This is a genomic window from Okibacterium sp. AC114 (assembly GCF_979253355.1).
Genome location: NZ_CEEDBR010000001.1, coordinates 1,098,919 through 1,124,092, shown reverse-complemented (window position 1 = coordinate 1,124,092; position 25,174 = coordinate 1,098,919). Strand labels below are relative to the sequence as shown.

The window sequence follows — 25,174 nt, the reverse complement described above, 5'->3', positions numbered from 1 at the left end:
GGCATGGATGCTTCAGCCCCCTGGCAGCGGACCGCTCGCGCAGCAGGCCTCCTCGGGCCCACCGGCCGGCTGTCGCCGACGATCTTCGCCGAGATGAGTGCGCTCGCCTCGTCGACCGGCGCGATCAACCTGGGCCAGGGGTTCCCGGACGAAGACGGCCCGGCCGAAATCCTCGAGGCGGCGCGTCGGGCGATCTCGGCGGGCGCGAACCAATACCCGCCCGGTCGCGGCATCCCCGATCTGCGCGCGGCGATCACCGAGCACCAGCACCGTTTCTATGGCCTGACGGTCGATCCCGAGCGTGAGGTCTGTGTCACGGCGGGCGCGACCGAGGCGTTGGCTGCGACCATCCTCGCGTTTTGCGGTCCCGGCGACGAGATCGTCGTCTTCGAGCCCTACTATGACGCGTATGCCGCGCTGGCCGGGCTCTCGGGCGCGACGCTCGTGCCCGTGCCCCTGCGCTTTCCCGATTTTCAGCCCGACGAGCGCGACATCCGCGCCGCTGTGGGCGATCGCACCCGACTCATCCTCGTGAACACGCCTCACAACCCCACGGGAACGGTGTTCTCGACCGAGACCCTCGCCACGATCCTTGCCGAGGCCCGACGCGTCGATGCGCTGGTCGTGACCGACGAAGTGTATGAACACCTCACGTTCGGCACGGCGCACGTGCCGCTCGCGACGCTCCCGGGCGCCGCGGAACGCGTCATCACGATCTCGTCGGCTGGCAAGACGTTCAGCACAACCGGTTGGAAGATCGGCTGGGTGACCGCTTCGGCCGCGCTCATCGACCCGATCGTCACGGTCAAGCAGTTCCTCACCTATGTGAACGGTGCACCGTTCCAGCCGGCCATCGCGGCCGGTCTGCGTCTGCCCGATGCGTTCTTCGACGGGGCTGCGGCGGCACTGGGCGAGAAACGCGACATCCTGGCGGCCGGTCTGCGGGCCGCGGGCTTCGCCGTCTCGAACCCGGCCGGCTCCTATTTCGTCATCGCCGATGCCGCGCCCCTCGGCGTCACCGATGCGGCCGACCTCTGCCGGCGGCTCCCCGAACTGGTCGGCGTCGTCGGCATCCCGGTTTCGGCCTTCGTGTCGGCCGAGCACGCCGACGACTACCGCTCGCTCATCCGCTTCGCATTCTGCAAGAAACGGGATGTCCTCACCGAGGCCTCCGCACGCCTCGCGCAGCTCGGCACCGTGCTCGAGAACTGAGCTGAGAGACCGCTTCTACTCCCCCGGTACGACCCGGTACCGGCGCAGCTCGAGGGCAGGGTTTCGGCTGCGAACGGCATCGAGCTCGCCCCGGTCGAGCGTCGCGTCGACGACACCCGCAGCGTCCCCCAGCTCGGCCAGCACGATTCCCGCCGGATCGACCAGCACGCTGAGCCCCACACCCGTGGGACGCGGATGGTCGGCGGCGACCACGAAAGCGGTGTTCTCGATCGCACGAGCGCGCAGCAGAGTCATCCACTGGTCTTCTTTGCCCGGCCCCGGCACCCATTCGGCCGGCACGACCAACACATCGACCGCCGCGTCGATAAGGCGACGCGACACCTCGGGGAACCGGATGTCGTAACAGGTCTGCAGGCCGACCCGGAATGGCCCGACCTCGAAGGTCTGAGGCGCGTCGAGCGGCCCGGGCGCCACCCACTCCGACTCCCGCTGCCCGAAAGCGTTGTACAGATGCTGCTTGCGGTAGGTGGCGACGATCTCGCCCGACGCATCGACGGCGACGAGTGTGTTCGAGAACCGATCGCCGTCCTCTCGCGCCTCAACGAGCCCGACGACGACGTGGATCCCGCTGCGAGCGGCGGCGGCCCGGACATCCCGCAGGAAGGGGCCACCGAGGTCTTGCGCGGCGGCCACCATGCGCCCGTCCACCGGGTTGGCGAAGAAGCTCGAGTACTCGGGAAAGATCACGAGCTGAACTCCGGATGCCGCGGCCTCGGCGATCTGCGCACTCACGGCGTCGGCGTTCGCCGCCGCATCGGCCAGCGGCGCGAACTGAACGGCACGCACGCGGATGCTCGTTTCGAAGGACTCTGATGCTGCGGTCGCGTCGCTCGCACCGGATGAGGATGCCTCGGACATCGATTCCACGCGCGCGCTCTCGGTCATGCGCCCAGCCTAGTGAGCAGCCCCCGGGCAGCCAATGATCGGTCAAGTTACCGTTCCCCAGCCGCGCCGGCCAGGAGGCCGACCGGTTGCCCGTGAACCCGGGCACGACGAACGGGCGAGGCCCGAAGGCCCCGCCCGTTCTGACATCGTGTCTAGCCGATCTGCGCCGGAACTAATCCTTGCGCTTCACGCTGTTGTCGTTGGACTGCGTCTTCGTCTCACGCGAGCCCGGCTCGGGAACGATCTGCAACCCTTGGCCGCTGTTCGCCGAGGCGGTCAGCAACTCGAGCCACTCGCGGTTGATCGTGGGCTGCCGCCCACCCGAGTATTTGAAATACAACGGGATGCTCGGCTCGACCCAGATCGCACTGCGACCGTCGCCCACACTGGGGTCGTCGCGCCAGGTGAAGAAGAAACTCTCTCCCCGGCGGAGCTTGGCACCCATGACGAGCTGCACATGCGTCAGAAGACGGTCATCGAATTCGATCTCGATGCCTGCGTTCGCGTAAATCAACGAGCCCAACGGTCCTCCTAGCGTGACTCCCAGCTAGGACAGGATACTAGACGCTCTTCTTGCCGGTGATGAAGCGCAGGAGGAAGACGATGAGCGCGATGATGAGGAGCGCGAGGCCGACCCAGATGAGGAAGTTGAGCGACGAGGTGACGCCACCCGTGATCAACAGGATGACGGCGACGATGGCGATGATGATAACCAGCAGGTTCATGGGGTTCTCCCTAGTTAGGCGGATGATGCTGTAGTAAGAGCCTAACGAGGCCGCGCGACATCCGTGGCGCACGACGGCATTTATTCGCGCGCACACGTGAACCGCGCGCGTTGCACGCCGAGAACGACTCTGCAACCCCTAGATGATCCCCTGGACGCAGTCGTAACGTCGGTGACGTCCAGTTCCACAAAGCTAGGAGGCTCACTTATGAGCGCAGGAGACAAGATCGGTAACGCCGCAGAAAACCTCGTCGGCAAGGCGAAGGAAGCTGCAGGCAAGGCCACCGACAACGAACGACTCGAAGCTGAAGGACACACCGACCAGGCCAAGGCCAACGCCAAAAAGGTCGGCGAAGACGTCAAGGACACCTTCAAGAGCTAGAACGAAGGATGTTGCGTCTCTGACGCCCGAGGAGGTTCCGCGCTGCGGGGCCTCCTCCGTCGTTTAACCGAGTCGGCGAGCGGGGGACGACGCCGGGGTTCTCCGGCGGCACGTCTCCCCTGACGGTTCGGGCGCGTCAGCGGTTGTTCCGCGTGCGCCCGAGAGCGCCGACGCGGGCGTCGAGCAAACGGAGCGCCGCCAGGGTGACCGCGTCGCCGAAGTCCGCGCTCGTGCGGTTGAGGGTGCGCTCGGCCACGTGGTCGCTGCCGTTCGGAGAGTGCAGCGCGAAGTACACGATGACACCCGCCTGACTCTCGGGCGGGGCGGGCTGGTTGACGACCTGCAGAACGTCGGTCGTCGTGTCACCGAACTCCGCGATCGAGACCGGGGCTGTCACGGTGCGCGGCTCGTTCGCGGCAGGAGCAGGCTCATCGGTGCGCGCGACGACGACCGCGAGCGTGAGGTTGGCCCCCGTGACGCGCGCGGTGGCCCGCGCCATGTCCTGCGCCAGGGCCGCGTCGGCCGGACGATCGGCATCGAGCTGCAACACGTGCATCGACTCGTGCCCGGGGCGCGCGACGATATTTCCGGCAAACCAGGCACCCGACGGGTCGGATTGGGCCAGCTCGTGCGAAATGGCGCCACCGTCTTCGGGCTCGGTGACCGCGATGCTGATGCGGCAGCCGCGGGCGCGCTCGGAGATCGAGGCGGCGAGGGCGGCAACGGTGCGCCTCGCACTGTCCCCGCGGCGGTCGGGCACGGTATCGGCGAGCATGTTCTCATTGTCGCGCGGTGTCCCCCGAACGGGTAGGGATTGACAGGGATGCTCAGCTTGGCCTCGCTGAGCATCCGGGGTTTTGCCCATGTTGCCGTCGCGACGCCGACCGTAAGCTCGGTGTACACACCGCCGAGAACGAGGGGGCGACATGGCGCGACGCACGGACTCCGGCCGGCCGGACTCGAACGAGCAGCCCGGCGCGGGTGACTCGGCCGGCTCTTCCGGCACCGTGGCCAATCCCTCGCGCCGTTCGTTCCTGCGCGGCGCCGGGATCGCCGCGGCATCCACCGCCGCAGCAGGGGCGGCAGTGGGCGTCGGTGCCGCCGCCGTGAACGGTGCGCCCGCGACATCCGATCGCCGATCATCGGTGAACCGGCCCTCGTCTTCCGCCGCGCCGACGCTGCCCCCGCGCCCGGGCGGCCCCGGTTTCGACCACCTCGTCGTGGTCATGTTCGAGAACCGGTCGTTCGACAACATCTTCGGCTACCTCTACGACGACCAGACGCTGCCGGAGGGGCAGAAGTTCGACGGGCTGCACGCCGGCGACCACGCCAACGCGGCACCCGACGGCACACGGGTGCCCGCGCATCCCTATGCGGGTTCGACCGACCAGATCATGTCGAGCCCGCAGCCCGACCCGGGCGAGGAATACCCGCACGTCAACACGCAGCTCTTCGGCAGCGTCGCGCCCGAAAGCAACCGCGCCCTCAAAGCCGAGCGGATGACGAAACCCTTCAACGCACCCACCGACACCTCGCGGCCCACCATGTCGGGGTTCGTCGACGACTACGTCAACAACTACCTCTCCGACCACCAGGGTGAGCTTCCCTCGCCCGATCAGTACGGCGTCGTCATGGGCTCGTTCACGCCCGACATGCTGCCCGTCTTCTCGACTCTGGCCCGCGAATTCGCCGTCTACGACAACTGGCACTGCGCCGTGCCCTCGCAGACGTTCTGCAACCGCTCGTTCTTCCACGCGTCGACGTCGCACGGCTTCGTCACAAACCACGGGGATGGCGGCTACGGCAAGTGGCTGCGCGAAGAGAATGCCGCGCCCACGATCTTCAACCGCCTCGGCGAAGCGGGCCTCACGTGGCGCGTCTACTACGACCGCCGGCAGGTGGTGTCGATGACGGGACTCATCCACGGGCGCGCGCTCGAGCCGTTCTGGAAGAGCAACTTCCGCACCATGGAGCAGTTCTACCGCGACGTCGAGACCGGCAACCTGCCCGACTACGCATTCATCGAACCGCGCATGGTCTATGACCACAACGACATGCACCCGCCGGTGGGTCCGTTCACCGAGACCGACTACGACGGGCGCGTCGTCACGGGTGGCGCCATCTCGGATGTCCGCGCCGGCGAGCGTCTGCTGCATCAGGTCTATTCGGCCGTGCGTGCGAGCGCGAGCAAGACGGGCTCGAACGCCCTCAACACGCTGCTGCTCGCCACGTTCGACGAGCACGGCGGAACCTACGACCACGTTCCGCCTCCCGCTGCGACGCCGCCCGACGGACGTACAGACGGCGTCGGCCGCGACAGCAGCGACAGCGAGCGGGAACGCCGGCCCAACGAGATGGATTTCGCGTTCGACCGTCTGGGCGTGCGCGTGCCCGCCGTGGCCATCTCGGCCTACACGAAGAAGGGCAGCGTGATCAACGAGCTCATGCACCACGGCTCGGTGATCAGCACGCTGGCGGGCGCGCACGGCCTCGACCCGCTGACCGCGCGGGATGCCGGGGCGCCGACGCTGCAGAACGCCGTCATGCTCGAGGAGCCACGCCAGGTGACGGACTGGCCACAGACGCATCCGCAGTACGTGCCCGCCAACCCGGAGGCAGATCTGCCCGACGACTCGCCGTTCCCCTTCGGCCAGGAGGAACGCCCACTGAGCGCTCCCGGGGTGGGGCTCGTCGGCATGCTGACCGCGCGGTTCGCGCCGGGCGAGAAGATTCCCGAGACGTATGCCGAGGCGCGGGCTACTCTCGACCGCCACGGGCGCGGCTTATTCGGCACGACCGACTAGTCGCGAGAATTCTGACGACATCCGGACAAGAAAAAGGCCCGGAATCCGGTGAAATTCACCGTGATTCCGGGCCTATCTGTTGCGGGGGCAGGATTTGAACCTACGACCTCTGGGTTATGAGCCCAGCGAGCTACCGAACTGCTCCACCCCGCGGCACAAGAATTGACTCTAGCACGGATATTGGAGCGCCGCCAATCGTGGGCAGTTCGGCATCCGAATTCGGGGGTGAAACCTGCCTCAGCTTTCGCGACCGCTGCCGGGACGGGTCTGCCCCACCATGGGCTTCACGGCCGTGAGCGAATGCGCGAGCGGCAGCCACCTCGTGTCGTCCGGCCAGCCGTACATGCCGTCACCTTGCGTCTGCAGGCTCGGAAAAGCCTGCCACGGGATCTGGTAGTGCTCCTCGTAGTGGTCGAGACGCAACGTCGCGCCCGTGATGGCCTTCCAGAGGGCCGAAACCGTGTGCGACCACTCCCAGGTGCGCCCGTGCTCGATGCGGGCCTCCTGGTCGGCGTAGTCGGACGGATCGTCGATCACGAACGGCTCGGTCGACCCGTAGGGGTAGGCGAAGCGCGGGAACCCGTTCTCCAGGCCGTCGAAAACCCCGGCCACGGGATGCCCGTCGGCGAAGTAGAAGATTGCGCCGGGTTTCAGGAACCATTCGACGATGCTCGCCCACTCGGTCAGGTTGGGCAGCCACCCGATCGTCCCCCAGCTCGTGAAGACCAGGTCGAACGAGTCCGGCTCGGGCAGCGCATGCCGCAGGTCGTAGACGTCCGTCACGATGAAGCGGGCCCGATCGGCGAGCCCGGTTTCGGCGGCCAACTTGCGCGCCTCCTTGACGGCGGGGCGGGAGAAGTCGATGCCCACCACCTCGGCCCCGGCCTGTGCCAGCCGCAGCGTGTCGGCACCGAAGTGGCACTGCAGGTGGAGCACGCGCAGACCGCTGAGGTCGAACGTGCCGTCCTCTCCCCCGGGAAAGAGCTGCGCGAGTTCGGATTCCTCGATCGGCGTCAATCGGCCACGGCCCGCGCGGAGGGCCGTCAGATCGTAGAAGTCGCTGGCGACGTGGACGGGAACGCGGTCATCCCAGTTGGCGCGGTTGTCGTCGAGCCAGGATGATGCGCCATCCTGTTCATCGTGATCGTGCTCATCCGTGGTGTGTGACATCTGGCGGTTCCCTTCTTCGACGGCGCGAAGCCCTGGTGCGGGCCGGCGCTGGCCGGCCTTTCGATGCGTGCTGCGTGGTGCGTGCTGCGTGGTGCGTGGTGCGCAAACGCAAACGCACCGCCCCCAATGTACAAGCGGGGCGGTGCGGATGCGCGGGGTGTTTCATCGAGTGCGACTCGTGGTACTACTTGCCGCTGGTGAGCTCCAGAGCGCGGGCCACGGCCTCGGCGAGCTTGGCGTCTGCGGCGCCATAGGCGGCGAAGTCACCCTTCTCGAGCGCGGCCTGCTTGTCGGCGATGGCCTGCTTGGCCTCGTTCAGCGCCTGCTGCAACTGCGCATCGGTGGCGGGATCACCCGTCGTGACTCCCGTGTCACCGTCGGTGCCGGTATCGGTTCCCGTGTCGGAGCCCGTGTCCGTTCCGCCGTCGGTGCCCGTGTTGGGGTCGACGCTGGGAGTCTCGGGCGCGACGGTGGAGTCCGTGCCCGTATCACCGGCCTCGGCACCCGAGTCACCGCCGAAGAGGACGTCGAGCGCCTCGTCGAGCGTGTTCTCGAATGCGATCTGGTCGCCGAAGGCGACGAGCACCTTCTGCAACAGCGGGTAGGCCGTCTCGGCCGTCGACTGCACATAGACCGGCTGCACGTAGAGCAGACCGCCGCCGACCGGCACCGTGAGCAGATTGCCGTTGATGACCTTCGTCTGACCCTGCTTCAACAGGTTGATGGCCGAGGAGACGCTCGGGTCGGAGTTGAAGTTGTTCTGCACCTGGCCGGGGCCGGGCACCGTGTCCTCCTTCGGCAACGTCAGGAGCCTGAGCTTGCCGTAGTCGTCGCCCTTCACACCCTTCTCGGCGCCCGCATCGGCATCGGCCGCGAGGTAACCCGTGAGGATCGATCGCGACGAGTCGCTCGTACCTCGAGGGATGAACGAGGAGTACAGCGAGAACGCCGGGGCGTCCTGCCCGGGCATCTGCATCGTCAGGTAGTACGGCGGCTGCAGCGTGGTGTCGTTCGCCGTGGCTTGCGGGTCGGCCGGCGTGGCCCACGCGTCGGACCGCGAGTAGAACGGGCCGGCGTCGGTCACGTGGTACTGGCCGAGGATCTGGCGCTGCACCTTGAACAGGTCGGCCGGGTAACGCACGTGGCTCATCAGGTCTCCGGACATTTCGGAGATCGGCTTCACCGTGGACGGGTAGATCTTCTGCCAGGTGGCGAGCACCGGGTCTTTGTCGTCCCACGCGTAGAGCGTGACCTTACCGCTGTAGGCGTCGACCGTGGCCTTGACCGAGTTGCGGATGTAGTTGATGTTGTCGAGCGCGTACTGCTGGGTCTGCGTCGCCGAATCGGCGATGGCGTTCGACAGCGACTGCGTCTTGGCGTACGGGAAGTTCGCCGAGGTGGTGTAGCCATCGACGATCCAGACGACCTTGCCGTCGACGACCGACGGGTACGGGTCGGAGTCGAGCGTCAGGTAGGGGGCCGCCTTCTGCACGCGGTCCTTGGGGTTGCGGTCGTAGAGAATCTGAGACTCGTTGTTCACGGCATCCGACAGGAAGATCTGCTCGGACTGGAACTTGAGCGCGTAGATGAGTTTCTTGAACGCGTTGTCGAGCTTGGGCCCGCCGTCGCCGTCGAACGTGTTGTACGTCTCCTGCGAGTCGTCGGTGGCCGACGGGTAGTCGAGTTCGACGGGATCGGTGGACGACGGCGAACCGACGATCGAGTACTCGGGCGATTTCTCGCCGAAGTAGATGCGCGGCTGGAAGTCGCCCAGCTCACCCGAGGTGGGCACGCCCGACTCGAGGAACACGGGGAAACCGTCGGACGAGCGCTGGTTGCCGTAGGCGGCGACCAGACCGTAACCGTGGGTGTAGACGACCGTGTTGTTGTACCAGCTCTGGGCGTCTTCGAGGCCGGACTGGCTGAGCTCACGCACGGCCACCACGGCATCCTGGGTCTTGCCGTCGATCGTGTAGCGGTCGACATCGAGCGCCTTGTTGAACTGGTAGTAGTTCTTGAACTGCTCGAGCTGCGAGACCGTCGGGCTGACGACCGCGGGGTCGATGATGCGGATGTTCGCGGTGGTCTCGGCGTCGGCGCGCAGGGCACCGGGCTCGGCGTCGGTCGTGGCGTTGTAGGGAACCTCTTCGACCGTGTCGACGCCATAGGCCTCACGCGTGAGGTCGATGTTGCGCTGGATGTAGGGCGTCTCGAGCACACGCGCGTTCGGGTCGACCTGGAACCGCTGCACGACCCACGGGTAGGCCGTTCCGATGAGCAGGCCCGAGATGAGCAAGAGCACGAGGCCGACGACCGGGAAGCGCCAGCGGCCGATGAAAGCTGTGACGAAGAAGAGCAGGGCGACGAGGATGGCGATGCCGGCCAGGATGATGCGACCCGGGATCGTGGCGTTGACGTCGGTGTAGCTGGCACCCGTGATCAGATCGCCGGTCTGCGTGAGGGTGACGTACTGGTCGAGCCAGATGCTGACGGCCTGCAGGAGCAGGTAGATGCCCGCGAGGATGGCGATCTGGATGCGAGCGCTCTTCGAGATGCGCAGCTCGCGGCCGGCCACACGGATGGAGCCGTAGAGGTAGCTCACGGCCACGGTGGCGAGCACGGCGAGCAGGATGACGGCCGACGCGAATGCCACGACGCCGCGGTAGAACGGCAGCTCGAAGAGATAGAACGACGTGTCGAGACCGAACTGCGGGTCTGTGGTGCCCGACGGCGTGCGGTTGAACCACATGAGCACGACCTGCCAGCGCGTTGCCGTCGCGAAACCGGCGAAGAGACCCAGGATGACCGGGATTCCCCATGTGGCGAGGCGGCGGAGCGGTTCGACGAGCTCCTGGTAGCGGTCGAGCTGGCTCGAGAGCTTGGCGTACACCGGGCGCAGGCGGTAGGCCAGCTGGATCGAGATCCAGACGGGCACGGCCATGGCGATGAAGCCCACCAGGAACATGCCCAGGGTGGCGAGCCATCCGGTCGTCAGGACGGTTGCATAACCGAGCTGGTCGTACCAGAGGAAATCGGTGTATAAACCGGAGAAGATGAAGAAGGCCACCACGAGGGCGCCGACCACCGCGAGGGTGATGGCGAGGGGTGCTCGGGAACGCTTCGGTTGGGTCGGCTGTGCTGCTGTCGTGGATGTCACGGTGTCGGCCTCTTTGCTGTCGGGGTCACCGAATCAGTCTACGTTCCGATCCTGAGAAGACAGCCGCGCTCAGGGCGAACAGCCGCGGCTACTCGGTCGGTGCGGCCGCAGCCGTTTCGCACGTCGGCAGGGCATCGAGATCGCCCTTCTCGCGCACCGCATCGAGCACGGCCATCGAGTCGTTCAAGGTGGAGACACTGAAGACGCGGATGCCGTCGGGAACGTGTCCGACCACTTCGTCGCAGTTGGCCGAGGGTGCCAGGAAGATGGTCGCCCCGTCGTCGCGCGCCGCAAACAGCTTCTGGCGGATGCCGCCGATCGCGCCCACCTCACCCGATTCGGTGATGGTGCCCGTGCCCGCGACATCCGCCCCACCGTTGAGCTCACCCGGTGTGAGCTTGTCGATGATGCCGAGTGCGAACATCATGCCGGCGCTCGGGCCGCCCACGTTGTCGAGCTGGATGGTGACGTCGATCGGAAAGTCGTAGACCATGCGGGTGCCGATGCCGATGACCGTCTGCGTGTCTCCCGCGGCATCCTTCTGCTCGATGGGCGTCACCTCGATGGTCATGGGCACTCCCCCGCGCACGATGTCGATGGATGCCGGCTTGTCGGCGCCGTTGGCCGAGATGGCCGTGCGCACCGATTCGAGGTCGTCGACCGTCTCACCGTTGACCGAGACGAGATCGTCGTCGACCTTCAGCACGTTCTCGGCGGGCGAACCCTTGGCGACCGAACCGACCGCCAGGTGCTGCGGATAGGTGTAGCCGAGCTCGGAGAGAGCCGCAGCGACGGCATCCTGTTGCGAATCGACCATGAGCGTCGCGTTCTGCTCGGAGCGCTGCTCGGTGGTGACGCCGGGCGGGTAGACGGCCTCGAGAGGCACGACGGCGCGGCTCGGATCGAACCACGACATTGCCACCTCGAACCAGCTCGGGCGCTGATCGGGTGTTCCATTGACCTGCACGGTGAGCATGTCGAGGCTGCCGGCGGTGTCGTAGGTCTCGGCGCCCTGGATGTCGATCATGGGCACGTCTTTGTCGTCGTGCTGAACGGTGCCCAGCGTGTTGAAGACGGGCCCCGGCTGCTCGATGACCCACGGGCTCGGCCACAGGGCCAGAACACCCAGCAGGACGAAGGCGATGGCGAGCGACAGCCACCCCGCACTGCGGCGCCTCGACTGCGCGCTCCTCGCCGGAGAGACGGGGGAAGAGGGCTGGTCGTCGAAGAGCGTCACAGCGAGCCATCCTAGATGACCGCTCGATGGCCACCCCGGGAAACAGCCGTACGGCCGGATGACGGCGCACCGCCTGCAGACGCCGGACCTGTTCGCGGCGGGCGGACAGTGAGACCGCCCATCCCACGGTCTGCACCGGGTGGCACGGGTTAACGTTGAGAACAGAGCAAACGTTGCCCTGCGGAAAGGTGGCCATCGTGTCAGACGACGAGTCCAAGAAGCCCGAAGACGAATTTCAGGAGATGCTTCGCGAACTCCTGTCCGGCAACGGGGCGATCGACCCCAGCCAGCTCGCGGGAGCCGCCGGACTGCCCAACGACCCGGCCGCGCTGCAGGCCCTCATCGGCCAGCTGCAGAACGCCATGCAGGCCGCACCCGGTGGCGGGATCAACTGGCAGACGGCCACCGATCAGGCCATCGCCATCGCCTCCGAGGGCAGCGTCGCGACAACCCCCGCCGAGCGCAACGCCCTCGAGCAGGCCTTCCACGTGGCCGCACTCTGGCTCGACGAGGCCACCGTCGTTACGGCCCTCGCGCAGGAGCCCATCCTCATGACGCGTGCCCAGTGGGCCAAGGACACCATGCCCGTGTGGGCGCAGATGGCCGAACCCGTCGCGACGAGCATCTCCGACGCGCTCACGCGGGTCATGACCGATCAGGCACCCGAAGAGATGCGCCCCATGATGGCCGGCGCGAGCCAGATGATGCGCAACATCGGTGGTGCCCTCTTCGCCATGCAACTCGGCCAGGTCGTGGGGCAGCTGTCCCGCGAGGTGGTGTCGGGTGGCGACATCGGCATCCCGCTGCTCGACGAGAATCGCGCGGCGCTCGTGCCCCAGAACGTGGCATCCTTCGGCGAGGGGCTCGACCTCGGCGACGACCAGGTGCAGCTCTATCTCGCGGTGCGCGAGTTGGCGCACGCGCGCCTGTTCCGGCACGCGCGGTGGCTGCGGCTCGACCTCATCTCGTCGATCACCGAATTCGCGCGCGGCATCACGATCGATACCGAGCGGCTCGAAGATTTGGCGGAAGGGTTCGACCCGTCGAACCCCGAGGAGCTGCGCCAGGCGATGGTCGACGGTTCGCTCATCCCGCCGAAGAGCGAGGCGCAGCTGGCCACTCTGGCGCGCCTCGAAACGACACTCGCGCTCATCGAAGGCTGGGTGGATGTCGTGACCGCTCAGGCAACGACGCGTCTGCCCAAGGCCGACTCCGTGGCCGAGATGGTCCGGCGTCGCCGGGCGACCGGCGGGCCCGCCGAATCGGCTTTCGCCACGTTGGTGGGTCTCGAGTTGCGGCCGCGACGGTTGCGTGAGGCTGCGGCGTTCTGGCAGAAGGTCAGCGACGCCGTGGGCACCGAGGCGCGCGACGCCCTGTGGGCGCACCCCGATCTCGTGCCCTCAGGCTCGGATATCGACGACCCGACGGCTCTCATCGCCCGGCTCGAGGCCGAAGCGCGCGGCGAAACCCCCGAACCCGACGAGTTCGACACGGCGCTCGAGCAATTGCTGCAGCAGGAGGACTCGCGGGAGGACGATTCTGCCGGTTCCGAGGGCGATTCGGGTTCGACCGACGAGCGTCGGGACGATCCTCCCCACGTGTGATCGAGGCACGCCGGGCGAGCTGCTGCGGGTGAAAACAAAACCTGTGGATAACCGTCCCGCGGCGTGATTTTCGCGCCAGGCTGGACGCGTGATCCTTCGCATCGACCCCAGCCACGTGATGGTGTGGACGTCTCCGACCACCGTGCAATTCGGCATCGACCGCAGCGTGCTCACGCTCACGGTCGATCCCGTGCGCGAGCGACTCCTCTCGGCGCTGCAGGCGGGATGCACGTTTCGTGCGCTGTGCCGCGTCGGGCGTATCGAGGCCGTGCCGGCGCGTGTGGGGCTCGGCGAGGCGGATGTCGAGGGGTTCGTTCGCGCGCTTCGACCCGTGTTGCTGCGGCCGCACGGGTCGCGGTCGTCTCCGCCGCCGGTCGATGCTCCCGCGCGGGTGAAGGGTGCGCCTGCGCACGTGTCGGCTTCGGTGTCGGCCCCTGCGCATGTGTCGGTGCCGGAGTTGGTGCCCGAGTTGGTGTCCGAGTTGGTGTCCGAGTCGGCACCGGTGCACGTGCTGCAGTGTACGACGTCGGGTGCACCGATCGACGAGGCGGCTCCGGCGCGCGCGATCGCCGAACTATTGCGGGTGGCCGGTCGGCCGGTCATGGCCGGGCGCGGCATTCCCCCCTCGGCGCTGCACAAACCGGCGTTCGCCGTTCTCCTCGCCGCCTGGAGCGTGCCTCCCGCTGCGTTCCAGCGCTACACCAGCGACGGGGTTCCGCACCTGCCCGTCGTGTTCGGCGACGAATCGGTTCGGGTGGGCCCGCTCGTGCGGCCGGGGGTGGGAGCATGCGTGCGGTGTCTGCATCTGGCTCGCCGGGACCGCGAGCCCGCCTGGCCGGTCATCGCCGCCCAACTGGCGGGCACACGCGCCCCGCAGGAGGGCGGGGCACTCGCCTTCGACGCCGTGGGCCGGACCGCTCGCGTGGCGCGCACCTGGCTCGACGAGCGGCGCGATGTCTTGCGCGGCGGTTCGGTCAGCCTGCAGCTGCGGGCGCGGAGCGAGAGGTGGACCTGGCACCGGCCGCACGAGGAATGCGGGTGCCGATCTCCGTGAGAAAACGCGAACGCTCGCGCGGCTGGGTCGAGCGGATCCCACGCTCAGACCAGGAGAGGAAGAGCGTCCGGCGTGCGCGGGTGATGCCCACGTAGAGCAGACGACGCTCCTCGTCGATGGCCTCGAAGCCGCTGGCATAGCTGATGGGGACGAGCCCTTCGGACAGCCCGATGAGGAAGACGGTGTCCCATTCGAGACCCTTCGCCGAGTGCAGGGTGGCCAATGTGACGGCCGACACATTCGGCTCATGTTGGCCCGCCTGCCGCTCCAGCAACTCGTCAGAGAACTGGCGCAACGTCGTGCCGGGGGCCGCCTGGTCGACGAGGCCCATGATGGCGTTCAGAGACTCCCATCGGTCGCGAACGGCCCCGGCCGCCTCGGGCGCGTGATGCGACCATCCGAGGGAACTCAGCACGTCGCTCACCGACTTGAAGAGGGGCTCCCCCGTGATCGAGACCGAGGCGCCGCGCAACGCCATCAGCGCCTGACGCACCTCGGGCAGATCGAAGAAGCGTTTCGAGCCGCGCATCTTGGTCGACACCCCGGCATCGGCGAGCGCCGTCTCGATGGCCGCCGCCTGCACGTTGACGCGATACAGGATGGCGATGTCTTCGGGTTTCGTGCCACCCTCGATGGCCTCCAGCACCTGGGCGGCAACCGTGCGCGCCTCGGCATAATCGCTCGTGAATCCGGTGACCGTCGGCTCGACCGCCCCGGCGCCGTCGTGCACGGCGTGCAGCGTGAGAGCGCCCGGCCGCCCACGCATGAGCCGGTTGGCGGTGTCGACCACCTGCGGCGTCGAGCGGTAGTTCTGCTCGAGCCGCACCACGGTGGCATCCGGATGTTTGTGGCCGAAGTTCAGCAGGTAGTCGCTCGAGGCACCCGCGAACGAGTAGATCGTCTGGCTGGCGTCGCCGACCACGCACAGGTCGCGGCGGTCACCCAGCCACAGGTCGAGCAATTGCTGTTGCAGCGGCGACACGTCCTGATATTCGTCGACCACGAAGAATCGGTATTGCTCACGCACCTGCATAGCCACCGAAGGTTCCGACTCGATCATGCCGGCGCAGGCGAGGAGCACGTCTTCGAAGTCGAGCTGCCGACGCTCGTCCTTCAGGGCCTCATAGCCGGCCTGCAGGTCGAGCACCTTCTCGCGGTCGAGTCGGTCGGGGATCGGGCGGTGTTTGGCACCGTACTGATCGATGCTGAGACCCGAGACCTTGCGCCATTCGATCTCGGCCGCGACATCCCTAAGCGTTGCCGTGTCGAGTTTCAGCGCCAGTTTCTCGGCGGCGTGGCCCAAGAGGCGCGCCTTGTTGTCGAGCAACGCGGGAACCTGCCCGCCCACCACCTGCGGCCAGAAGAAGTTCAGCTGGCTGAGCGCGGCGGCGTGGAACGTGCGCGCGGCGACCTGGCCGGCACCCAGCTGGCGCAGACGTGTGCGCAGCTCGGCGGCAGCACGATTCGTGAAGGTGAGCGCCATGACACGGTTTCCCGCATAGGTGCCTGTGGCCACGCCATACGCGATGCGGTGGGTGATCGCGCGGGTCTTACCCGTTCCCGCACCGGCGAGCACGCACACCGGGCCCCGCAGGGCCTCGGCGGCGACACGCTGATCGTCGTCGAGCCCGGCCAGCAGAGCCTGCGGTTCGGTCGGATCGATCGCGGTCATCGGGCGGCAGGGTATGGGTCTTCGGTTCGGTCGTCGAGTGTCGGGCCACCATCGGCCGCGAGCCAGGCCTCGATGAGCGCACGGGCGATCGACGTGCGGCCGGGTAGAAGCAGGCCGGAGTTCTGGTCGCGCAATTCGTCGCGCGTGAACCAACGCAGATCGAGGATCTCCTCGCCGTCCGGGCGCAGGGCCGCGGGATCGGTGCCAGAGGCGACGCGCGCCTCGAAGCCCACCATGAGCGAACGTGGGAACGGCCAGGGCTGTGAGCCGAGATATGTCGGGTCGGACACCGTGATGCCCGACTCCTCCTCCACCTCGCGGATCACGGCCTGCTCGAACGATTCGCCCGCCTCGACGAAGCCCGCGAGCAGCGAATAGCGGTTGTTCTCCCAGAGGGCGTTCGACCCGAGGAGCAGGCGGTCGTCGTCATCGAGGACGAGCACGATGACGGCCGGGTCGGTGCGCGGGAAGAGCTCGTGACCGTTGTCGCAGCGACGCGCCCACCCCGAGTGGTCGTTGCGGGTGTCGGCACCGCATTTGGGGCAGAAGGTGTAGCCCGCGTGCCAGTTGACGAGGGCCATCGACTCGGTGAGTAGATCGGCGTCTCGCGCCGACAGCGCGTCACCCGAGGCCCGAAGGTCGAGCCATTCGGCACCCTCACGCTCGGGGGCGTCGTCGGGTTCGACGGCCAGGAGCACGGTCGTTCCGGCGGGTGCGTCGGGGGCGTCGTGGAGCGTGTGGCCGAGGTATCCCAAGAGGTGATCGGCGGGGACGTCCGTTCCCGAGACCAGGAGCAACGATGCTCCGCTCGCCAGGGCGCGTCGCGAACGGATGACGACGACCCTCGTCGCCGGCTCTGCGGCCATGTCGACCAGGGCGTTCTCCGGCAGGCGCGCCGCGTAGTTACGGTTGATGCCGGTTCGAGAGAGCGGGAGATCGGTGAGGGACCGAAGAAGAGAACTCATGCACAACCAATCATCCGGGCGTGGCGGGAGGGCCGCCGACCGTTGCTCGACCTAACCTAGATCCATGGCCAGATCCCCTCTCACTCTAGCCGCGTTGGCAACAGCGGCGGTGCCGGACCTCGTGGTGACGGGCAGCGGTCCGCTCGGGCATGGCGCCGACGGCAACTACGACTCCGCTCTGTTGCGCACGGACGACGACCGCGACGTGGTGGTGCGGGTTGCCGCCCACCAGCAGGCGCAGACGGAACAGTCCATCGAGCTTCTCGCTCTGCAGGCGATGACGGCGGGCATCCGCAGCCGCCTGCCCTTCCAGGTTCCGCAGGTCCTGGGCCAGACGCAGGCCTCCGGCGCTCGCGCGGTCGTCTACGACTTCCTCCCGGGTTACAGCGTCGCGGTCGACAAGATCCCCGCTGGGGACGGTGTCGCCACGTCGATGGGTGCTGCTCTGGCGGCCATCCATTCGTTGCCCGGTGGTTTCGTGTCCGAGGTCGGCCTGCCGCATCTGTCGGCGGCCGAGGCCCGTGATGAGGCCCGCAACGTGATCGAGCGCGCCGCCTCTACGCGGCTTCTGCCGGCTGCCGTGCGCACGCGCTGGTCGCAGGCGATCGACGATGACGACCTGTGGCAGTTCCAACCGACCGTGGTCAACGGCAGCATCGACGCGGGTTCGTTCCTGTTCACCGATTACGAGGTCGGCCCAGTCGTGTCGGGCGTCGTCGGCTGGGGTTCCCTCATGGTGGGCGACCCGGCTCGAGATCTGCACTGGTTGTCGGCCGCGGGTGAGGCGGGCGAGAGCGTTCTGGCCGCTTACCGCGCCAGCACCACGCGGCATGCCGATGGTCATCTGCGCCAGCGGTCGCTGCTGCACGCCGAGCTCGAGCTCGCTCGCTGGTTGCTGCACGGCGTCGACACGCACGACCAGGATGTCGTGGAGGAGGCGGTTGCACTGCTCGACGGCCTGGTGGAACACGTTCTGAACGATTCGATGAACCCGTTGTCGCACGACACCGGTGAGGTTCTCTCGCAGGAGGACGTGGAGGAGCTGCTGTCGCGCACTCCCCCGGCCGCGTCGCAGTCTCACCAGGGTTTCTCGTTGGAGACCGATAGCTACGAGAACTTCGATCTGGATGCTCTCGAGCATGGCGATGGGCGCGGTTCGAGCCGCCGCACGGCCGACGACTCGACCGAGGACGATTCCGACGCCGCGGATTCTGCCGGCGGCACGGGCGCGCACGCCTCGGATCGCGACGGAGAGTCGGCCGACCCGTTCGCCGACGCCGACGCCGATGAAGAGTCCGCCGATTCCTCTCGCGCCGAGCGCGACGCTCGCACTCTTCTCGCTTCCCGTGACCACACCGAGACCGGCCCGATCGAGACCGTTCGCGACATCGAACACGATGCGGGCTCCGACCGCCGCTGACGGCGCATCGCTGCAACACCGATCGCCGCTTGACGATGGACAGCGGTCGGCGGTCATCTGTTAGCGGTCAGCGGTCAGCGGTCAGCGGTCACGCCAGGCTGCAGTGGGACGCGCCGGTACCGCCTCGCCCCTGTCGCCGCGCCTCGGCGGTCGGCGGTCGGCGGTCGGCGGTCGGCGGTCGGCAGGAGTCGGCGTTACGCCCGTGACAGGGCTTCGGACCAGCGCCGCACGAGTTCTTCCTCGGAGTACAGCGTGCGCGGCCTGATCACGGTGTCCTCGGCGACGTAGTAGAAGACCGCGTCGATGTCCGCGGCCGGGATGCCTTTCCAGCGCGCGTAAGCCACGCGGTAGAGGGCAAGTTGATACTGCCGCTCCTCCAGTTCATCGTCGCCCTTCGGGCTGCGGCCCGTTTTCCAGTCGACGATCTGGTAGCGACCATCCGTTTCGTAGACGGCATCCAGTTTGCAGATGAGAACCTGTCCGCCGAGGGTCACATCGATTTCGATCTCGACGTCGACCGGTTTCCTCTCGGCCCATTCGGATGCCTCGAAGGTCGCCTGCAGTGCGCGCAGCGCGTCGAGCTCGGCGCCTTCGACGGGGTACTGGGTTGCGGTCAGATCATCTCCGTCGAGCTCGAGCACCGAAGCGTCGAGCACGTCGCCGGTTCCGGTCATGCCGGAACGTTGCTCGACCCACGAGTGGAAGAGCGTGCCGAGGCGCGTCTGTCGGTAGGGCTTTTCGGGCAGCGGCCGCCTGAGGCGCGTCGCTACCTCGGCGGGGTCGCTGACGAAGTCCTTGAATCGCGACGCGGGAACGCGCGCGGGCAAGGCGACACGTTGGTCGCCCGTTCGTCGATCTTCCCGCTCGGCGAGGAGCAGGGCGATGTCGGCGTCCCAGCGCGTGGGCCGCGCCGGGTCGGCCTCGCGCACGGCGCGCGCTGCCGCGGTCACCCGTTCGCGTCGTGGCCCCAGCGGGTCGAGCGGCCAGTCGAGGCGATGTTGGATGCCGGCGAGCGGGTTCTCCTCGAATTCGCTGTGCGCCGGCAGCCGGTCGCCCACCACGCCCGCGCCGCGCAGCCGTTCGAGCGCTTCTTCCGTCTCGCGCAGGTAGGTGCTGGCTTCGCGGGGTCTACTCTGGGTCGCCCAAAATGAACCGCCGAGGTGCAGGGCATCCCGTGCCCTCGTGATTGCGACGTAGGCGAGCCGACGCTGCTCCTCCGAGTTGCGTTGCTCGAGCTCTTCACCGAATCGCGTGTAGGCCTCGTCGAATTCGAGGTGCGTCTCGGCGCTGCGCCACTGCAACTCGGGCAGCACATCGCGGTCTCCGCGGAAGTCGAAGGGCAGCTCGCCGAAGGCGGTCCACCCACGTTTGCTGCGCAGCTTTCCCGGCATCTCATCGGCGACGAGCCGTGGCACGGCGACGCTGTCCCATTCGAGGCCCTTCGACCCGTGGATGGTGAGAATCTGAACCGTTCCGGGCTCGGGTTCGTCGCTGCGGGGGGCAAGTTTCTCGCGCTTTTCGGCTTCGTCGAGCCAGGCGAGGAAGGGTCCGAGCGTTCCGGACTCGTCCACCGCGAGGTAGGACTCCACCTGCTCGACGAACGCGTCCAGGCTGGCCTGGCCGAGCGTTGCGGACTCGTTGGCCGCGATCTCGATATCAAGCAGGAGTTCTTGAACGACGAGGGAGACGAGGTCGAGGAGGTCGAGGCCGCCTCGCCGGCGAATGCCGGCGAGTTGTGTCGCAGCGGCCCGCATGCGGCGTCGACCTTCTGCGGTGATACCGGCGAGCGCGCGGTGGGTGTCGGGCGCTTCGATGAGGAAGTCGATGGCTTCGACGAGTGAGCGAGCGTCATCGGGGTTGGTCGATTGGCGCAGCGCCTCGCGGGTGCTGTCGTCGAGCAGGGCGTAACCCGTGTCGCGGTCACTCAACCACGCGGCGAGGCGGTTGAGCGCGGCGATGTCGCGCGGACCGATCTGCCAGCGCGCGCCCGTGAGTAGCCTGATCAGTTCGGAACCGGCGGTCGGATCGTGCAGCACGCGCAGCGCCGCGACGAGGTCGACGATGACGGGCTGCTCGAGCAGCCCGGCCAGCCCCAGCACGTGATAGGGAACGTCGGCGGCATCGAGGGCGTCGGTGAACGGCGCGATGTTTTTGACCGATCGGCACAGCAGGGCGGCCGTGCGCTGCTTTCCGGAGGCCGTCGGCCGGCGCAGTTCGCGGTGGAACCACTCGGCCACCTCGCGCGCCTCGTCCTCGATGGTCTCGACGAACGATACGTCGACGCGCCCGTCCGCCGCGGCCGGGCTCGCCCGTAGTTCGGAGACGGGCACGGTCGGCAGCACGGGCAGGCGGCCGGCGACGGCGTTGGCGGCCGCCAAGATCTCGTGCGCATTGCGCCAGCTCGTCGACAGGGAGTAGGTGGCGGAGGGGCTCGCGGGAGCGAAGTCGGCGAGAAAACGGGCGAGGTTCGAGGCGCTGGCGCCCCGCCATCCATAGATGGACTGGTTGGGGTCACCGACCGCCATGACGGGGTGATCCGCGAAGAGCCCCGAGAGCAGATCGGTTTGCACGACCGACGTGTCTTGGTACTCGTCGAGGATGACCACTCGGAACCGCGAGCGGTAATCGTCACGCGCCCGGGGCACGCGCCGACAGATCTCGAGGGCCAAGGCCACCTGGTCGCTGAACTCCACAAACCCACGTCGGCGTTTCTCCCGCGCGAAATCGTCGGCGAGTGCGAGCAGCACGGGCAGCGCGCTGAGGTCTCGCACGGTGTCCACGACCATTTTCGACGGTGTGCGTTTGCGCGACCCCCACGGCATCTCTTCGAGCTGAACGACGCGCTCGACCATGCGCAGGATGTCGTCGCCGCGGTCGGCCGCATCGTTGTCGCTGAGCGAGCGGCTGAGCCAGACGACCGCCGAGGTGATCTGGTCGATGCTCTTGTCGAGGGCCACGAGTCTGTCGTCGTCGCTGCGGATGACGATGTCGCGTGCGAGGCGCCAGGCCGAGGCATCCGTGATGACGGTCGATTCGGGTTCACGGCCGATAGAGCGCCCGTATTCGCGGAAGATGCCGCTGGCGAAGGCGTTGTAGGTGGACACGGTCGGAGCCTCGAGGATGTCTCGACTGCCTGCCTCGATCACGCGCCCGAGCTGTTGGATGCGCGCGAGGATGCGTTCCTGCAGTTCACCCGCGGCTTTGCGCGTGAAGGTGAGCCCGAGGATCTGTGGCACCTCGACCAGCCGGTTGGCGAGCAACCAGACGATGCGGTTGGCCATGGTCTCGGTCTTGCCGCTGCCGGCCCCGGCGACGACCATGGCGGGTTGGAGCGGTGCCTCGATCACGAGGATCTGTTCGTCAGTGGGCCGGGGCAGCTCGAGCATCTCTGCGATCTCGACGGCCGAGTAGTAACGGCGGCCGGTCTCGGCGGGCTCACCGGCGCGTTCGTCGACCAGGGTGCTCATGCCGACACCGCCCCGACGAGGTGGATGCGGTAGACGAATCCGGCTTTCGGGTCGCGTTCGTCGAGGTCACTGACGCCCGGGAAGACGGCGGCGGCCATACCGTGTCCGGCGCCGAGCACACGTGTCTCGAAACCGGCCAACTCCTCGTCGGTCAGCGGCTTCTGGGTGAGCAACCGGTAGGACTTGCCGCGCACACCCTTCGACACGTAGAGCAGGGCTCCCCCGGCCGACACCTCGGTGCCTTCGACACCGGGAATCGCACCCCGGCGCCCGGCGAGCTGGTAGCCGCCGAGTTGCGCGTTCTGGTCGACGCTGGGCTGGCTGGGGGCGTTGCGCCCGGTCTTCAGGTCGACGATGACGATCTCTCCTTCGGCTGTGCGTTCGACGCGGTCGATCTTGCCGCTCAGGGTGACCTGATCGATGGTCACCTCGAAGGCGCCCTCGGCATTGACGAGAGAAGCTCCGCTGCGCAGGAAATCGGTGAGGTATTCGGAGAGCCCGTGCACGAGCGTGTCCACGGCTCGCCGCTGACGCTCAGCGATCCAGGGTGCCTCGAAGGTCAGCTCCGACCATCTGTCGTCGACGTGCTCCCAGAGCTTCTCAGGCATGACATCGACAAGCTCTCGGGCATCGGCGGTGTTCTCGAGCGCGCCGTGCACGATCGTGCCGACGTTCGCAGCGATCCCCGACGGCATGGCGGCCATCTTGTCGATGAACCAGGCGAGCGGCGTCTTCTCGAAGGTTTCCATCTGCGAGGGCGATACGCGCACGCGGGCCTCCTCGTCGGTGAGGTCGATCAGCGGGTCGGTCGTCGTCGGCTCGCTCAACCCGTACCACTCGTCGGGCGCCGCCCCGGGCACTCCCGCCGCAGCCAGGCGCGCGAGCGCGGCTGCCGCATCGGCAACGCCAGCAGCCGTGTCGGCATGTGCGTCCACGGCGCCGTCGGCGGAAGTGCCGCCAGCGAGGTCACCGCGTGCGCCAGCCTCGCGGGTCGGCGCGGCGACCTCGCGCCGCAAATGCCCTACCAAACCGCGCAACGTGAGCGGATGCTCGGCGGCACCCGTCTCGGCGGGCGGCACGCTCGGGAACCGCAAGAAAGGTGACGGATGCTCGTCTTCGCTGTCGACGGCGGCCAGCACGACGAGGCTGCGCGCGCGCGACACCGCCAGCTCGAACAGCCGCAGCTCGTCGGACAACACGGATGCCCGTGCATCGAGTTCTTCGACGGGCAACCCGGCGACGCGCTGGGTGAATTCCTGCGGATAGAGCAGTGTTCCGCGCACACGCGGGTTCGGCCACACACCGTCTTGCAGGCCGGCCACGACGACCACGTCGACCTCCGCCCCGACGACGGTGTTGGGTGTGCCGAGCCAGACGGCCTCGCCCGCCGAGGTGGGCGTCAGGCTGTCCTCGCGAATCGTGGCGCTGCGGGCTTCGACGATGAAGTTGGATGCCGGAGCCCCCGGCGCCCGCTCGACGAACCGTTTCGCCACCGTGAACAGGGCCATGACGCCGTCGAGTTGGCGGTTGGCCTCATCGGCTGCCAGCCCGTGCCCGAGGGCGGCGGAAGCCCACGGTGCCGCGAGGCCGCTGCGATCCCAGAGATGCCACAGCACCTCTTCGATGCTGCCCCCGTCGGCCGCCAGACGCGTCGCCTCAGCGAGCGTGCTCGCGAATCGGTGTGCGCGGCGGGCGGGCGTCGAATCGACGCTCGCGAATCCCACTCCGGTGAGCAGGGCCTCGTAGAGCAATTGCGTGCCCTGCTTCGCACCTCCACCCGCCAGCTCTTCGTGCCGCAACGCCAGCCGCAGCCGCCGGAGCGCCATGCGGTCGAGCCCCGAGAGAGGCCCGGTGAGCAGGTCGACGGCCGAGGCTTCCGTGAGAGGCTCAGCGCCGACCGCGACGGCCGCGGCCGTGAGAAGGTGCCCGGCGGCATGATGATCTTGCACGGTGCGCGAGCCGACCGAACCGCGCGTCGGTACATCGGAGAGCGCCAGAGAACGTTCGAGCGGCGCCAGCAGTGAACCCGAACGCACGACCACGCTCATCTTGGACCAGGGAACGCCGTGCAACAGGTGCTGCTCGCGCAGCACACGCCCGATGCGACGGTGCAGTCGAGCGGGAGTGTTCTCACAGACGTATCGGATGCTCGATCCCTCACCTGTCGGGGCGCCGGCCTCCGTATCGGCACGGGCGTCGGCATCGGCATCGGCATCAGCACCGCCACCGGCATCGGCGTCGGCATCGGCTGCACCGTCAACGCGACCGCCGCGACCATCCCCCTCGAAAGCCGCCTCGGCCTTTCGGTGCTCGACAACACCCGACGCGCCGATGCGCTGCGAGATCTCGCTCACGAGGCCGCGCACCTCGTCGCCGTGTCGGTGCACGGTGTCGAGCGTCAGAGTCTGGGCGTCGACGCCCAGTCGCCGCCCGAACTCGGCGAGCGCCAACGGATCGGACCCGCGGAACGTGGCCGCCGCGACATCCGGATCACCGAAGCCCACGACGGTCACGCCGCGCCCGGCGAGTGCGCGCAGGAACTCGAGCGTGGCGGCACCCTGCTCTTGCACATCGTCGACGAGGAGGAGCTCGAGCGCGCCGAGCGGCGCACCGTCGACGATCGATCGGGTGGCTTCGGAGATCAGCTCGGCCGAGTCGAGGTAGGGGGTGGGAAAGCTGTCGATCACGGCCTCGTAGTCGACCATGAAGTCGGCAGCAGCCACCCACTCGGGTCGGTCGTATCGCTCCCCCGCCGTGCGCAGGTCGCCGGGGCGCAGACCCGCCTCGGTGACGCGCATCATGAGCTCGCGCAGCTCGGTGCGGAAACCGGCGAGTGCGCGCACCTCGCCGTCGATCTGCTCGGGCCAGCGCGGCCCGCCCGAGACACCGGTCGCGCCCGCGAGCAGCTCGCTGATGATGCTGTCTTGTTCGGCGCCCGTGAGCAACCGGGGCGCGGGCTCGTCGTGCAACGTAGCCTGGGACTGCACGATGCTGAATGCCACGGACGTGACCGTGCGGGCCAGGGGGCCGTTGGTCGGCCGATCGACCCGCAGCGCGAGGCGATCGCGCAACCGGTTGGCCGCGAGACGGCTGGGAGCGAGAACGAGCAGCGCGCTCGGATCGAGACCCAGCCGGTGCACGCGGTCGACAGCGAACTGCACGAGAGTCGTCGTCTTGCCGCTGCCGGGAGCACCAATGACGATGGCGGAGTCGCGGAGGCCCAACTCGAGCACCCCCCGCTGCGACGCGTCGAGCCCCGGCTCGCCGGAGACATCGAGCCTGGGCTCGCCGGAGACACCGAGCCTGGGCTCGCCGGAGACACCGAGCGCACCCGCCTGTTCGCCTGCCACCACGGGCGCAAATCCTCGTATTGCCACGTCTGCAACGCTATCGCCCACCA

The 25,174-nt window shown here is 67.9% G+C and carries 17 protein-coding genes and 1 tRNA gene; 6 read left to right on the top strand and 12 right to left on the bottom strand.

Annotated elements, in window-relative coordinates:
• Positions 1–3: 3 nt before the first annotated feature.
• Positions 4–1,212, top strand: coding sequence for an aminotransferase class I/II-fold pyridoxal phosphate-dependent enzyme (locus ACZ6IE_RS05430; protein WP_464607108.1), 1,209 nt, complete (start codon positions 4–6; stop codon positions 1,210–1,212).
• Between the two features lie 15 nt (positions 1,213–1,227).
• Here ACZ6IE_RS05430 and ACZ6IE_RS05425 read toward each other — a convergent pair whose 3' ends face one another.
• From ACZ6IE_RS05425 to ACZ6IE_RS05415, 3 genes are all read right to left on the bottom strand, one after another.
• The gene (locus tag ACZ6IE_RS05425) at positions 1,228–2,118 is read right to left on the bottom strand and encodes a carbon-nitrogen hydrolase family protein (RefSeq protein WP_464607107.1); all 891 of its coding nucleotides are present in this window, start codon (positions 2,116–2,118) and stop codon (positions 1,228–1,230) included.
• A gap of 172 nt (positions 2,119–2,290) precedes the next feature.
• Complete coding sequence (locus ACZ6IE_RS05420; RefSeq protein WP_464607106.1) at positions 2,291–2,641, bottom strand: DUF7882 family protein; 351 nt, start codon at positions 2,639–2,641, stop codon at positions 2,291–2,293.
• Positions 2,642–2,678: 37 nt separating this feature from the next.
• Positions 2,679–2,843, bottom strand: coding sequence for a hypothetical protein (locus tag ACZ6IE_RS05415; protein ID WP_179100204.1), 165 nt, complete (start codon positions 2,841–2,843; stop codon positions 2,679–2,681).
• A 207-nt stretch (positions 2,844–3,050) separates the two neighbouring features.
• Here ACZ6IE_RS05415 and ACZ6IE_RS05410 point away from each other — a divergent pair, with 207 nt between their 5' ends.
• Complete coding sequence (locus ACZ6IE_RS05410; RefSeq protein ID WP_077053544.1) at positions 3,051–3,224, top strand: CsbD family protein; 174 nt, start codon at positions 3,051–3,053, stop codon at positions 3,222–3,224.
• 136 nt (positions 3,225–3,360) lie between these two features.
• Here the strand turns inward: ACZ6IE_RS05410 and ACZ6IE_RS05405 are convergent, their stop codons facing one another.
• Positions 3,361–3,999 (bottom strand): hypothetical protein, encoded by a 639-nt coding sequence (locus ACZ6IE_RS05405; RefSeq protein WP_464607105.1) that lies wholly within the window; start codon positions 3,997–3,999, stop codon positions 3,361–3,363.
• A gap of 151 nt (positions 4,000–4,150) precedes the next feature.
• On the opposite strand from ACZ6IE_RS05405, the gene ACZ6IE_RS05400 reads away from it, so the two are divergent.
• Entirely contained in the window at positions 4,151–6,028 is a 1,878-nt protein-coding gene (locus ACZ6IE_RS05400) for an alkaline phosphatase family protein (protein WP_464607104.1), read from the top strand.
• A 79-nt stretch (positions 6,029–6,107) separates the two neighbouring features.
• Here ACZ6IE_RS05400 and ACZ6IE_RS05395 read toward each other — a convergent pair.
• From ACZ6IE_RS05395 to ACZ6IE_RS05380, 4 genes are all read right to left on the bottom strand, one after another.
• A tRNA-Met gene (locus tag ACZ6IE_RS05395) sits at positions 6,108–6,181 on the bottom strand.
• Between the two features lie 84 nt (positions 6,182–6,265).
• Positions 6,266–7,198: a class I SAM-dependent methyltransferase gene (locus ACZ6IE_RS05390; protein WP_464607103.1), complete on the bottom strand. Its 933-nt coding sequence runs from the start codon at positions 7,196–7,198 to the stop codon at positions 6,266–6,268.
• Positions 7,199–7,382: 184 nt separating this feature from the next.
• On the bottom strand, positions 7,383–10,355 hold the full coding sequence (locus tag ACZ6IE_RS05385; protein ID WP_464607102.1) for a UPF0182 family membrane protein: 2,973 nt from the start codon (positions 10,353–10,355) through the stop codon (positions 7,383–7,385).
• A gap of 88 nt (positions 10,356–10,443) precedes the next feature.
• The gene (locus tag ACZ6IE_RS05380) at positions 10,444–11,592 is read right to left on the bottom strand and encodes a YlbL family protein (RefSeq protein ID WP_464607101.1); all 1,149 of its coding nucleotides are present in this window, start codon (positions 11,590–11,592) and stop codon (positions 10,444–10,446) included.
• Between the two features lie 197 nt (positions 11,593–11,789).
• On the opposite strand from ACZ6IE_RS05380, the gene ACZ6IE_RS05375 reads away from it, so the two are divergent.
• Together ACZ6IE_RS05375 and ACZ6IE_RS05370 are read left to right on the top strand one after the other, a co-directional pair.
• Complete coding sequence (locus tag ACZ6IE_RS05375; protein WP_464607100.1) at positions 11,790–13,196, top strand: zinc-dependent metalloprotease; 1,407 nt, start codon at positions 11,790–11,792, stop codon at positions 13,194–13,196.
• Positions 13,197–13,284: 88 nt separating this feature from the next.
• Positions 13,285–14,250: a hypothetical protein gene (locus tag ACZ6IE_RS05370; protein ID WP_464607099.1), complete on the top strand. Its 966-nt coding sequence runs from the start codon at positions 13,285–13,287 to the stop codon at positions 14,248–14,250.
• On the opposite strand, the gene ACZ6IE_RS05365 is transcribed toward ACZ6IE_RS05370, so the two are convergent.
• Positions 14,171–15,922, bottom strand: a complete 1,752-nt coding sequence (locus ACZ6IE_RS05365; RefSeq protein ID WP_464607098.1) for an ATP-dependent helicase — start codon at positions 15,920–15,922, stop codon at positions 14,171–14,173. The two genes, ACZ6IE_RS05370 and ACZ6IE_RS05365, sit on opposite strands and share 80 nt — an antisense overlap.
• Complete coding sequence (gene nudC, locus ACZ6IE_RS05360; protein WP_464607097.1) at positions 15,919–16,887, bottom strand: NAD(+) diphosphatase; 969 nt, start codon at positions 16,885–16,887, stop codon at positions 15,919–15,921. Before nudC ends, ACZ6IE_RS05365 begins: the two co-directional genes overlap by 4 nt.
• 64 nt (positions 16,888–16,951) lie before the next feature.
• Here nudC and ACZ6IE_RS05355 point away from each other — a divergent pair, with 64 nt between their 5' ends.
• Entirely contained in the window at positions 16,952–18,307 is a 1,356-nt protein-coding gene (locus ACZ6IE_RS05355) for a phosphotransferase (RefSeq protein WP_464607096.1), read from the top strand.
• Positions 18,308–18,501: 194 nt separating this feature from the next.
• Here the strand turns inward: ACZ6IE_RS05355 and ACZ6IE_RS05350 are convergent, their stop codons facing one another.
• Both ACZ6IE_RS05350 and ACZ6IE_RS05345 read right to left on the bottom strand, forming a co-directional pair.
• Positions 18,502–21,774, bottom strand: a complete 3,273-nt coding sequence (locus ACZ6IE_RS05350) for a UvrD-helicase domain-containing protein (protein WP_464607095.1) — start codon at positions 21,772–21,774, stop codon at positions 18,502–18,504.
• Positions 21,771–25,151, bottom strand: a complete 3,381-nt coding sequence (locus ACZ6IE_RS05345) for a PD-(D/E)XK nuclease family protein (RefSeq protein ID WP_464607094.1) — start codon at positions 25,149–25,151, stop codon at positions 21,771–21,773. The genes ACZ6IE_RS05350 and ACZ6IE_RS05345 overlap by 4 nt, the downstream gene beginning before the upstream one ends.
• Positions 25,152–25,174 lie beyond the last annotated feature (23 nt).